Annotated in this window: 9 protein-coding genes; 4 read left to right on the top strand and 5 right to left on the bottom strand. The window is 71.6% G+C overall.

Going from position 1 to position 12,072, the window contains the following annotated elements:
- Window positions 1-5 precede the first annotated feature (5 nt).
- Window positions 6-1,199 (bottom strand): PP2C family protein-serine/threonine phosphatase, encoded by a 1,194-nt coding sequence (locus AB0937_RS03210; RefSeq protein WP_366709212.1) that lies wholly within the window; start codon window positions 1,197-1,199, stop codon window positions 6-8.
- A 162-nt stretch (window positions 1,200-1,361) separates the two neighbouring features.
- Here AB0937_RS03210 and AB0937_RS03205 point away from each other — a divergent pair, with 162 nt between their 5' ends.
- Window positions 1,362-2,612 (top strand): GNAT family N-acetyltransferase, encoded by a 1,251-nt coding sequence (locus AB0937_RS03205; RefSeq protein ID WP_366709211.1) that lies wholly within the window; start codon window positions 1,362-1,364, stop codon window positions 2,610-2,612.
- Between the two features lie 58 nt (window positions 2,613-2,670).
- Here the strand turns inward: AB0937_RS03205 and AB0937_RS03200 are convergent, their stop codons facing one another.
- A complete protein-coding gene (locus tag AB0937_RS03200; RefSeq protein ID WP_366709210.1) occupies window positions 2,671-3,480 on the bottom strand; it encodes a DNA-formamidopyrimidine glycosylase family protein in 810 nt (269 codons plus the stop codon).
- Window positions 3,481-3,864: 384 nt separating this feature from the next.
- Window positions 3,865-4,350: a ribose-5-phosphate isomerase gene (locus tag AB0937_RS03195; RefSeq protein ID WP_352099323.1), complete on the bottom strand. Its 486-nt coding sequence runs from the start codon at window positions 4,348-4,350 to the stop codon at window positions 3,865-3,867.
- A 278-nt stretch (window positions 4,351-4,628) separates the two neighbouring features.
- Between AB0937_RS03195 and AB0937_RS03190 the strand changes: the two genes are divergently transcribed.
- Window positions 4,629-6,119, top strand: a complete 1,491-nt coding sequence (locus AB0937_RS03190; protein WP_366709209.1) for an amino acid permease — start codon at window positions 4,629-4,631, stop codon at window positions 6,117-6,119.
- Window positions 6,120-6,228: 109 nt separating this feature from the next.
- Here the strand turns inward: AB0937_RS03190 and AB0937_RS03185 are convergent, their stop codons facing one another.
- A complete protein-coding gene (locus AB0937_RS03185; protein ID WP_366709208.1) occupies window positions 6,229-8,616 on the bottom strand; it encodes a protein kinase in 2,388 nt (795 codons plus the stop codon).
- Between the two features lie 196 nt (window positions 8,617-8,812).
- Here AB0937_RS03185 and AB0937_RS03180 point away from each other — a divergent pair, with 196 nt between their 5' ends.
- Window positions 8,813-9,538, top strand: a complete 726-nt coding sequence (locus AB0937_RS03180) for a hypothetical protein (protein ID WP_366709207.1) — start codon at window positions 8,813-8,815, stop codon at window positions 9,536-9,538.
- Window positions 9,539-9,624: 86 nt separating this feature from the next.
- On the opposite strand, the gene AB0937_RS03175 is transcribed toward AB0937_RS03180, so the two are convergent.
- The gene (locus AB0937_RS03175) at window positions 9,625-10,245 is read right to left on the bottom strand and encodes a biotin transporter BioY (RefSeq protein ID WP_366709206.1); all 621 of its coding nucleotides are present in this window, start codon (window positions 10,243-10,245) and stop codon (window positions 9,625-9,627) included.
- A gap of 449 nt (window positions 10,246-10,694) precedes the next feature.
- Here AB0937_RS03175 and AB0937_RS03170 point away from each other — a divergent pair, with 449 nt between their 5' ends.
- A complete protein-coding gene (locus AB0937_RS03170) occupies window positions 10,695-11,894 on the top strand; it encodes an ROK family protein (RefSeq protein ID WP_366709205.1) in 1,200 nt (399 codons plus the stop codon).
- The last annotated feature ends 178 nt before the right edge of the window (window positions 11,895-12,072 follow it).

Below are 12,072 nucleotides of genomic sequence, written 5' to 3'. Positions count from 1 at the left end.
CTCGGTCACCGCACCAGTGTCTCACGGGACGCGGCGGCCGTCGGCCCCTCGCGGCAGATCAGGAGCAGCGCCCGGTCGTCGTTGACGTCCTTGGCCACGGCCTCGATGAGGTGCCAGGCGGCACCGTGGAAACCGCCCGCCACATAGCGGTCGGCCTCGCCGGTGAGGCGGTCGATGCCCTCGACGATGTCACGGTCGGCGGTCTCCACCAGGCCGTCCGTGAACAGCATCAGCACGTCCCCGGGCCGCAGCGAGCCCTTCACCGGGTCGAACTGGGCGCCGTCGTACACCCCGAGGAGCGGGCCCTCGGCGGCCTTCTCCTCCCAGCGGCCGGTGCCGGCGCTGAGCTGGAGGCCCGGAGGGTGGCCCGCGGAGTAGAGCTCGTAGTCCCCGGAGTCCAGGTCGAGGACCAGGTGGATGGAGGTGGCGAAGCCCTCGTCCCAGTCCTGGCGCAGGAGGTAACCGTTCGCGGCAGGGAGGAAGGCGTGCGGCGGGAGGGAGCCGAGCAGGCCGCCGAACGCGCCGGACAGCAGCAGGGCGCGGGAGCCCGCGTCCATGCCCTTGCCGGAGACGTCGGTCAGGACGACTTCCAGCGTACGGCCGCCGTTGGTGCGCGCCGCCACCACGAAGTCGCCCGAGAAGGACTGGCCGCCCGCCGGGCGCAGCGCCATCTCCCGGTGCCAGCCTCCCGGCAGGTCGGGCAGCTTGCTCTGCACCCGGATGCGTTCACGCAGGTCGAACAGCATGGTGCCGCCGCGCCGCCAGGGCACGCCGACCCGGCTGCGGAACTGAGCGAGCAGCAGTCCGAAGAACCCGCAGGCCGCCACCACCAGCACGACGCCCGGGGTGACCCTCGAAGGGCCCTCCGTGTACGGGCCGAGCTGCACCGACTCCACGATCAGTGCCGTGGCCGCCGCGGCGTACAGCCCGAGCAGGCTCGCCGGCCGCAGCAGCAGACCGCCCACGACGACGGGCAGCACCAGCGCGGCCGGTGAGAACCACACCGAGTTCGCCAGCGTCGCCGACGCGATCAGCGGGACGGTCAGGATCAGACCGGCCAGGGCGATCCAGTCCGAGCCGTTGCCGCGGAAGTAGTCCACGGCGGCCCGGCGCACGCCGACACGGGCCCGGTGCCACTGCTTCCTCAACCGGGCCGTGAACGTCTCGGCTTCCGCGCGCCGCTCTCGTCCTGATGCCATTAGTTCGGGACCCTATCCATCGGACCGGCCCCTTGGCACGGGAGGTCCTACTTGTCCCCCGTCCGAGGGCGGAACATCACAGTGAACCGCACGGCGTGCGTCCCACCGCCGCCCGGGAGAAAATCCCTCGCTCGTCCCGCATTGCCCTGGTAGGCATGGCTCATGGCACCTGACGCGAACCGCCTTTCGCCCGGTCTGCGAGTCCTTCGGCAGGACGATTGGGACACCTGGTACAACACCCTGCTCCGGGGCTTCGGCGGGGTGCCGGAAGCCGCGGAGGAGCGGGAGTTGTGGCGCTCGCTGACCGAATTCGACCGTTCCCTTGGCATTTGGGACGGGGACGAGTGTGTGGGGACGGCCGGGGCGTTCAGTTTCCGGCTGACCGTGCCCGGCGGAGCATCGCTGCCGGTCGCAGGCGTCACGATGGTCAGCGTGGCCGCCACGCATCGCCGGCGCGGCCTGCTGACGTCGATGATGCGGCGGCAGTTGGACGACGTGCGCGCGTGGGGTGAGCCGCTGGCCGTGCTCACCGCGTCCGAGCCGGCGATCTACGGGCGGTTCGGGTACGGCAACGCGACCCTCTCGCTGACCGCAGAGATCGACACGACCCGGGTCGGGCTGTCGGTGCCGGACGGTACGGATGACGTACGGGTGCGGTACGCGGTGCCGGCCGATGTGCTCGACGTGTGCGAGGCCTTGTACGCCCGGCTGGTTCCGGCGCGGCCCGGGATGCTGGCGCGGCGGCCCGGCTGGGAGCGGCTCGGGGTGCTCGACCCGGAGAGCGAGCGGGCGGGGGCCTCGCCCCTGCAGTGCGTGCTCGCCGAGCGGGACGGGGAGACGGTCGGGTACGCACGGTTCCGCGTCAAGCCGGAGTGGGAGCTGTCCGGGTCCAACGGCACGGTGGCCGTGCAGGATGTGGTGGCGCTGGACCCGGCGGCGGACGCGGCGCTGTGGCGGTTCCTGCTCGGGATCGACCTGACGTCGAAGGTGACCGTGCGGGGGCGTCCGGTGGACGACGCGTGGCAGTACCTGGTGTCCGACCAGCGACGCTGCCACCCGTGGTTGCGGGACTCGCTGTACGTCCGGCCGGTCGAGGTCGGGGCCGCGCTGGAGGCGCGGACGTACCAGGCCCCGGTGGACGTGGTGTTCGAGGTGGAGGACGCGTTCTGCCCCTGGAACGCGGGGCGTTGGCGGCTGAGCGGGGACACGAAGGGTGCGTCCTGCGAGCGCACGGCGGACGCGGCTGATGTCGCCCTGTCGGTACGGGAGTTGGGCGCGGCGTATCTCGGGGGCGTGTCGCTGGCCGCGCTGGCGGCGGCGGGGCGTGTGCGGGAGATCCGGCCCGGGGCGCTGGCGCAGGCGTCGCTCGGGTTCGGGTCGGTCGTGCCGCCGTGGCTGCCGCACGGGTTCTGAGGGACGCCCGGCCGTATCAAGGGCGCTGTTTCAGGCGCTGTGTTGCAAGGGCACTGCTTCAGGGACGTTGGCAGGCCGGGCACCAGAAGAGGTTGCGGGCGGCGAGATCGGCGGTGCGGATCTCGCCGCCGCAGATGTGGCAGGGCAGGTTCGCCCTGCGGTAGACGTACACCTCGCCGCCGTGGTCGTCGACGCGCGGGGGGCGGCCCATCGCCTCCGGGGTGTGTTCCGGGCGGACGGTGTCGATGCGGTTGTTGCGGACGCCCTCGTGCATGAGGCCGGCGAGGTCGGTCCATATCGCGTGCCACTCGGTGGGGGTGATGTCCTTGCCGGCGCGGTACGGGTCGATGCGGTGCCGGAAGAGGACCTCCGCGCGGTAGACGTTTCCGACGCCGGCGATGACCTTCTGGTCCATGAGGAGAGCGGCGATCGTCGTACGGCTGCGGGTGATGCGACGGTAGGCGGCGTCCGGGTCGGCGTCGTCACGGAGGGGGTCGGGGCCGAGGCGGTCGTGTATCGCCTGCTTCTCCGGGGGTGTGACGAGGGCGCAGGTGGTGGGGCCGCGAAGGTCCACGTAGGCGGTGTCGTTCGCCAGGCGGAGGCGGACGGTGTCGGTGGGGGGCGGTTCGGGGGCCGGGCCGAAGGTGACCTTGCCGAACAGGCCGAGGTGGATGTGGACCCAGTGGGTGTCGCGGAAGCCGAGGAAGAGGTGTTTGCCGTGGGCTTCGGTGTGGGTGAGTTCCGTGCCGGTGAGGAGGGCGGCGGCGGGGGTGAACTTGCCCTGGGGGCTGGTGGTGCGGGGTTTCGTGCCGAGGAAGGCGGCGGCGTAGTCCTGGGCGAGGCGGTGGATGGTGTGGCCTTCCGGCACGGGTTCTCCTGTGGTCGTCGCCCTGCGGTCGGGGCCGGGGGTTTTGCCCACCCACCTCATGCGGCTGAGGCCGCGGGGCTGCACACCGGACCCAGGGTTTTGCCCACGCTTCGCCCGGGCGCGGTTACTGAGAGGGCTCGGGTCGAAAGACCTCGGGGCTCCGCCCCAGCCCCGGCGGGGACTGCGTCCCCCGCACCCCTTCGGGCTTCGCCCTCGCCCCCCTTGGCTCCCTCCAGGGCGTGACCCCCACTCCCTCCGGAGCTTGGCCCTCGCCCCTCGTGGGCTTCGGCGCCGCTTCGTCCGCGGCCTCGTTCGCCCCTCGCCCGGTCTCCCCTCCGCCCTGGGGCTCCTGGGCGGAGCCCCTCGGGCTGGGGGTGGGGAAGCTTACTGCTGGGGGTGGTGCGGGGGGATCGGGGGGAGGTCGCCCGTCGTTTCGTAGGACGACAGCATGTCGATCCGGCGGATGTGACGTTCGTCACCGGAGAACGGCGTGGCGAGGAAGGTCTCCACGAACTTCGTCGCCTCGTCCTGCGAGTGCATGCGCGCGCCCACCGCGACGACGTTCGCATTGTTGTGCTGGCGGCCCAGGGACGCCGTCTCCTCGCTCCAGGCGAGGGCCGCGCGGACGCCCTTGACCTTGTTCGCGGCGATCTGCTCGCCGTTGCCCGAACCGCCGATGACGACGCCGAGGGCGTCGGGGTCCGCGGCCGTGCGCTCCGCCGCGCGGAGGCAGAACGGCGGGTAGTCGTCCTGGGCGTCGTAGATGTGCGGGCCGCAGTCGACGGGGTCGTGACCCGCCGCCTTCAGCCACTCGACGAGGTGGTTCTTGAGTTCGTAGCCCGCATGGTCCGAGCCGAGGTACACGCGCATGGGATGAGTGTGACACGGGTGTTTCGGGGAAGGCGCGCGGGGTGGCGCTCACAAGAACCTGAGGCAAATGTGAGCCCCGTTACGGAACCTCAGGAAAACCTCAAGTAACAATCTGGATTCAAAGGTTCTCCTATCCGTTCGCCTCCGATTCACTGGACCGGCTCGTACACCGCTCGTACGGGCCACCCGTACACCGTCATGCCCCGACACACCCCGTTCGTGCGGCTCGGGCGGTTCGTACGGAAGTACAGCTCCCCGGCGCAAAGGAAATCCGTTCCATGACCTCGCAGCCGACCATGAACAAGACCGGAAACGACCCCGGAGGGCCCGGAGAACCCGGAGCCGAGGGCTCCGGGCTGCAGGCCGGACTCAAGAACCGGCATCTTTCGATGATCGCCATCGGCGGTGTCATCGGAGCCGGCCTCTTCGTGGGGTCCAGCTCCGGTATCGCCACCGCCGGTCCCGGCATCCTGTTGTCGTACGCCCTCGTCGGCACGCTCGTGGTGCTGGTGATGCGGATGCTCGGCGAGATGTCGGCCGCCAACCCCACCTCGGGTTCCTTCTCCGCGCACGCCGACCGGGCCCTCGGATCCTGGGCCGGGTTCTCCATCGGCTGGCTCTACTGGTTCTTCTGGGTCGTCGTGCTGGCGGTCGAGGCCACCGCCGGTGCGGTGATCCTGGAGGGCTGGATACCGGCCGTGCCCCAGTGGGGCTGGGCCCTGATCGTGATGCTGGTGCTGACCGCGACCAACCTGGTCTCCGTCGGCTCCTACGGTGAGTTCGAGTTCTGGTTCGCGGGCATCAAGGTCGTCGCGATCGCCGCGTTCATCGTCATCGGCGGACTGGCCGTGTTCGGCCTGCTCCCGGGCGTGGACAGTGAGCAGGCCGGCATCAGCAACCTCACCGCGCACGGCGGCTTCCTGCCCAACGGGGCCGGCGCCATCCTCACCGGTGTGCTGCTCGTCGTCTTCTCCTTCATGGGCAGCGAGATCGCCACCCTGGCCGCCGGCGAGTCCGAGAACCCGCGGCAGGCCGTCACCAAGGCCACCAACAGCATCATCTGGCGCGTCGCCGTCTTCTACCTCGGTTCGATCGCCGTCGTCGTGTGCCTGCTGCCCTGGGACAGCAAGTCCATCGCCAAGGACGGCTCCTACGTCGCCGCGCTGGACTCCCTCGGCATCGCGCACGCCGGCCAGATCATGAACTTCATCGTGCTGACCTCGGTGCTGTCCTGCCTGAACTCCGGCCTCTACACCGCCTCCCGCATGGCCTTCTCCCTCGGCCAGCGCGGTGACGCGCCGAAGGCCTTCGCCCGCACGACCTCCAACGGCGTGCCGCGCACGGCGATCCTCGCCTCCGTCGCCTTCGGCTTCGTCGCCGTCTTCTTCAACTACAAGTTCCCGGACTCCGTCTTCCTCTTCCTCGTGAACTCCAGTGGCGCGGTCGCCCTGTTCGTGTGGCTGGTGATCTGCTTCTCCCAGCTGCGCATGCGGAAGATCATCAAGGCCGAGGCGCCCGAGAAGCTCGTCGTGAAGATGTGGCTGTACCCGTACCTGACCTGGGCGACTGCCGCGCTGATCGTGTTCATCCTCGGTTACATGCTCACCGACACCGAGCACGACGGGCGTCAGACCATCCTGCTGTCGCTGCTCGTCGCGGCGGTGGTGCTCGTCATCGCCTTCGTGAAGAAGGGGCTGCGCGGGGGGCGGACGGCCGCAGACGCCCCGCAGGTGCAGGGTGAGGAGCGGAACGAGGTGTCGGCCGGCTGATCCTTCAGCCGCTCGCCGTTCGCCGTGAACGGGGCCTGTGGTGCGTGCTGTCGCGCACCACGGGCCCCTTCTCGTTTGCCCATGCTTGCCCGCGCTTGCCCGAGGTTGCTCACAGCACCGTGAAACTGTCCCTGACCTTCGCGTAGATGGCGAGTGCCTCCTCCTCGATCCCCGCCTCGTACCACGTGTTGACCTGGTACGACTTGCCGGTCACGTTGAAGCCGAGCAGGCGGGCGTGCCAGTGGACGCCCCTCAGCGTGAACGTGTACTCCCAGACCACCGCCGGGTGGCCGCGGAACGTCGTCTCCTCCAGGCGGATCTTGCGGTAGTCCTGGCCCTGGTGGGCGTTGCGCTCCGAGGTCTGCCAGGTCTCCAGCAGGTCGCCCCGGGCCAGGGACGACTTGCCGACCAGTTCCTGGGAGCCGTCCGGGGAGGTGTAGTGCACCTCCGCGCCCGTCTTCACGTCGCGCCGCCAGCCGTCGGGCGTCGCCCAGGCGAACCCACCGGCCTCCCGGTGTGTGCCGGGCGGCAGGGTCCGCGGCCTGGTGGTGCCCTCGACGGTGGGGGCGGGGGTGCCGGCCTTCGCGGGGCCCTCGGTGGGGTCCCCCGAGGTGGGCTGCGCGGACGCCGAAGAGCCGGCTCGGGGAGTCCCGTCGCTGCCGCCGGGTGAGCCCGATGACGTCGCCAGCAGGATGGCTGCGACGGTGCCGGCGGTGGCGAGGGCCGCCGTTGCGGTGAGCACCGTACGGCGAAGGGTGCGGGAGCGGCGGGTGCGGGGTGCGGCCGGGACGGCCGGTCCGGGGAGCTCGCCCGGTGGCATCGGCGGGGGCGTCGGGTGCGGACGGCGTTCCGTCTCCGCCTGGGCGCGGCTGAGGGAGACGGGGCCGGGGCCCGCGCGGTGGGTGGTGCCGACGGCGCGGCCTTCACCCGGGGGTGCCGCCGGCTGGGCCTTCGCCGCGGCCGCAGCGGCTGTGGTGGAGGTGGGGGGTGCCGGGGGTGTGGGGTGGTGGTGCGGGCCCGGGGCGGGGGCGGGTCGGCGGGGATCCCGAGGCGCCGGGTCAGGCGGAGCCGGGAGGTGGGCAGGGGTGGGTGATTCCGGCTCCGGCGAGGTTGCGGAGAGAGGCGCCCGCGACCGCGGTGGTGGGGCCGGCCGTTGTTCGCCGAGGGGTGTGGGGTCCAGCCCGGGGGCGGGGGTCCGCTCCAGGCTCGGCAGGGCCGCCTCGTCCACCGGAGGCCTCCACTCGGGGGCGGGGGTCCGCTCCAGGCTCGACGGCGCCGCCTCGTCCACCGGACGCTTCCACTCGGGGGCGGGGGTCCGCTCCTGGCTCGACGGCGCCGCCTCGTCCACCGGAGACCTCCACTCGGCGGCACGTGTCCGCTCCAGGCTCGGCAGGGCCGCCTCGTCCGCCGGACGCTTCCGTTCGGGGCTCGGTGGCGACCCCCCGCCCGCCGCGGAAACCGGCCCCCGGCTCAGTGGCAACTCCCCACCCGCCACCGCACCCTGCCCCCGAGTCGACGGCAACTCCCCGTCGGCCGGCAGCTTCCGCTCAGGCCCCGGCGGCAATCCCCCACCCGCCACCCCTTCCGGCTCCGGGTCACCCAGCCCCGCCCCCACCCCCGCCGCTGCCGCCACCGCCACCGTCGGTGTCGGGGCCGGGAACGCCACCGGGTGCAGCGCCGTCTCCAGTGCGTCGAGGTCCGGGCGCGCCGACGGTTCCTTGGCCAGCAGGGACGTCAGGATGTCCCGCAACGGCCCCGGCGCGGCGGGCAGTTCGGGCTCCTCGTACAGGACCGCGTGCAGGGTCGCCAGTGTGGTGTCGCGGGAGAACGGGGAGCGGCCGCCCAGGGCCGCGCAGAGGGTCGCGCCGAGGGACCAGATGTCGGACGGCGGCCCCTGGGGACGGCCGGAGATGCGCTCGGGGGCCATGTAGTCGGGCGAGCCGACCAGCATGCCGACCATGGTGAGCGCCTCCGCGTCCTGGATCGCCGCGATGCCGAAGTCCGTCAGCACGACGCGTCGTGCGGGGCCGGAACCGTTGCCGTTGTCGCGTGCGGATCCGGCCACCCCGTCCGCGTGCTCGACCAGTACGTTTCCGGGCTTGATGTCGCGGTGCAGGACGCCCCGTGCGTGCACCTGCCGCAGCGCGGCGACCAGACCGAGGCCGAGGCGGGCCGTCTGGCCGGGGCTCAGCGGCCCGGCCTCCGCGAGGATCCGTTCGAGGGAGCGGCCCGCCACCAACTCCATGACGATCCACAGGCGTTCTCCCTCGTCGACCACGTCGTAGATCCGTACGACGTTGGGGTGGTCGATCCGGGCCGTAGCCCTGGCCTCGCGCAGGGTGCGTTCACGGCGGGTCCTGCTGTCCTCCGCGTCGAGTCCGTCGATCCGCATTTCCTTGACGGCGACCTGCCGGTCGAGAATTTCGTCGGCGGCTCGCCACACCCGCCCCATTCCCCCCTGGCCGATACTCTCGACCAACCGATAGCGTCCCGTCACCAATATCCCTGGAACACCGCCGCTGTTCGCATTCCCCGGCAATCCGCTGCACCCCCTCCACGACCCCGCGACCAACTCCAGTGAAACACAACGGTCACACTTCGCGCCGTACCAGGATAGTGCCGCGAAATCTTGTGGTACCTCTTTCAGTGCTGCGAATTCAGGCGCAGCCCAGGGGGACGCAAGGGGGACGAACATGAGTTCTCGTCGTACAACAGTGGTCACGGGATCGCTGGTCATGGCATCTTTCTCGGCGGTGTTGATCCTTTCCGGAACGGCCGGCGCGGAGGACGAAGGACCTGCGAGCGGCAAGGGGGGAAAGGTGGTTGACGCCGCCCCGGCAGGGGTGAAGCTCTCCACGACACTGCCCGGGAAGATCTCGGTGGACAACAGTTCCGAAAAGACGGCGATTACCGCAACGGTGAAGAACGAGGGGAGCAAGGACAGCGGAAAGATCAGGCTGTTGGTCGTCGGTTTCGACGGGCTTGTCGTCAAGAACGTCGAGGGGTGTTCGGCGATACCCGAGAAGGGACTTCCCGAGGGCTCGAACAGTGGATTCGCATGCCCGATCGACAATCTCGCCGCGGGTGCGTCGAAGTCGTACGCCGTCGACGCGACGTTCGACCTCGGCAAGACCGGGAAGATCTGTCTGCCCGTGCAGACGAGCGACGGGAAGAAGACCTTCTGGCAGCAGGGCCCGGTGCCGTTCGGCACGAGCAATCCGTCGCCGGACGCACCGGCCACGCCCCTGCTGCTCGGCACCGACAACGAACCGGCGGGGCCGGGTGGCAAGGAGCTGCCGAAGACCGGACCGGCCCGTGATCTGCTGCCGCTGGGTGCGGCCGGGGCGTCGCTGCTGGCGGCGGGCATGGCCGGAATGTGGTGGTCCCAGCGGCGGCGGCCGGGGGCTGGGGAGGGCTGATCCGGCCCCTGCCGCGTCCCGGGTACGCGAAGAGGCCCGCCGGGAGCATCGTGCCCCCGGCGGGCCTCTCGGCAACGCCCGTGGTGTCAGCGCTTGTTCGCGAACTTCCAGGCCGTCGGCAGGGCGCCCATCGCCAGGGCGGCCTTCAGCGCGTCGCCGATGAGGAACGGCGTGAGACCGGCCGCGATCGCCGCGGTGGCGGACATGCCGGTGGCCAGGGCCAGGTAGGGCACGCCGACGGCGTAGATGATCGCCTCGCCGATCAGCATCGCGCCGGCGGTGCGCAGCACCGAACGGTCGGCGCCGCGGCGGGCCAGGGCGCCGACGACGGTGGCGGCGAGGATCATGCCGAGGATGTAGCCGAAGGAGGGGGCGACACCGGAGGAGGCGCCGGCGAACCAGGGCACGCCGGCGATGCCCGCCAGGGCGTACAGCGCCAGCGCCAGGAAGCCGCGGCCCGCGCCGAGGGACGTGCCGACGAGCAGCGCGGCGAAGGTCTGGCCGGTCACCGGCACCGGGGAGCCCGGCACGGGCACGGAGATCTGGGCGGCGAGGCCGGTGAGCGCGGCGCCGCCGAGCACGAGGGCCGCGTCCCGGACTCGGGTGGGGGCACCGCCCTGCTCGAGCGCCGCCGAGAGCTTGGGGGAGGGGAGCAGGTCGGCGAGGACCTGTCCGGCGCGGGCGGGTGTGGCGGCAGCGGTGCTCATGGGGACTCCGCGGGGGTGAGGGCCGGTGGGACACGGTGACGCTATCCCAGCGTCCTCGCCCCGATCACCGTCAGCCGTCCACAAAGGCGTGGACCGGCGGTTGGTCGCTTCCGAACAAACGGTGCCGGTTACACCGAGGACGGGGTGACGCCGGTCACGGTGATGAGATGGCGTGTGCCACCGGAGCCCGACAGAGGGACGTCTGTAGGTTTCCGCCAAAGCGCCGCGTACGCCGTCTCGCCCGTCGGTCGCCGTCTGGGCAGCCCGGGGCCGTTTTGCTAGCGTCGCGGACATGGTTGCCCAGGCCCGGTACTTCTCGTCGCGTCGCTACGTCGACCTGCGACGCCAGGGCACGGCCACCTGTCGCCGGCCTCTGTGAGGCGGGGCGGAGGGATCCGGTCCGCCGATCGAGACGGCGCAGTGTCGGACCGGCCTCCAGGAAGACTCCCATGCCCCGTACCGCGGCTCCCCTTCTGACGTCCCCCATCCCCCGTGTCGCCGACAGCGACCGGCGCCGCACCAGCGCGAGCGTCGTGCTGCGGTCCGTGCTGGAGCACGGGCCGGTCGCGCGCAGCACCATCGCCCGGCTGACGGGCCTGTCACCGGCGTCGGTGACCGACTACTGCGCCCGGTTCGCCGAGTTGGGGCTCATCCGCGAGTCCGCCGTGCTGCGGCGGTCCAGGGGTGTGGGCCGGCCGCACCTGCCGGTCGACCTGGACGACTCCCGGTTCGTGGTGGGCGGCGTGCACGTGGCGGTGCCGTACACCACGGTCGCGCTGCTGGATCTGCGCGGCCGTGTGGTGGCCCGGCGCGAGGTGAAGCACTCGGGCACTGAGCCCGGGCGGGTGCTGGGCCGGGCGGCCGACGGTCTGGCGGCGCTGCTCGCCGGTGCCCCCGGCAGCACGGCGCTCGGGGTCGGGTTCGCGGCGGGCGGCTGGGTGGACCGGGACTCGGGCACCGTCGTGGAGCACCCGCTGCTGGGCTGGCGCGAGGTGCCGGTGCGGGGGGTGCTCGGGACGCGCACCGGGCTGCCGGTCCATGTGGACGGGCACGCACGGGCGTTGGTGAACGCGGAGCGGCTCTTCGGGCAGGCGCGGGGCAGCCGCAGTGTGCTGCACCTGTTCGCGGGCAACGTGGTCGACGCGGCGTTCGCCACCCATGACGAGGTGCACCACGGGCCGCGTTCCCAGGCCGGGTCCATCGCCCATCTGCCGGTGCCGGGCGGCACGGAGCCGTGCGGCTGCGGCCGGGTGGGGTGCCTGCAGGCCGAGTTGAGCGAGCGCACCCTGTGCGCGCGGGCCCGCGAGGCGGGGGTCGGCGACGCGGTGAACCCGATGCACGTGGTCGGCGCGGCCGCGGCCGGTGACACGGTGGCCGCGGAGCTGCTGCGGGAGCGGTCGCGGCGGACGGGGCGTGCGGTGGGGCTGCTGCTCGACGTGCTCAACCCCGAGCAGGTGGTGGTGACGGAGATCGGGGCCATGCACCGCGAGGACTGTCTCGCAGCGCTGCGGGAGGAGGTCGGGGCGGATCGCGCCGCGACCGTCTCGCCGATCGGTTTCCCGGATTCCGTGCTGGCCGTGGCCGGTGGTGCGGTGGCGCTCGACGTTCTCTATCGGGATCCGCTGGCCGCGTCACCTGAGGCTATTTAATTCAGAAACTCGGAATGTTGACAGGTCGGGCCGCTGACCAGGAACATCCTGTTCATGACCCCGCTCACGAGCTGTCGCACTCTCTGTTGCTGACCCGTTGACGCGCTTTGGCGCCCGTTCACGGAGCGCCTTCTCCTTCCTTTGTGACATTCGCGTGAATTTCTTGTCCGGCGTCTTT

This window comes from Streptomyces sp. NPDC047880 (assembly GCF_040706515.1).
Classification (GTDB): Bacteria; Actinomycetota; Actinomycetes; order Streptomycetales; family Streptomycetaceae; genus Streptomyces.
The sequence above is the reverse complement of the archived record's forward strand: the minus strand, read 5'-3'. Positions and strand labels throughout refer to the sequence as shown.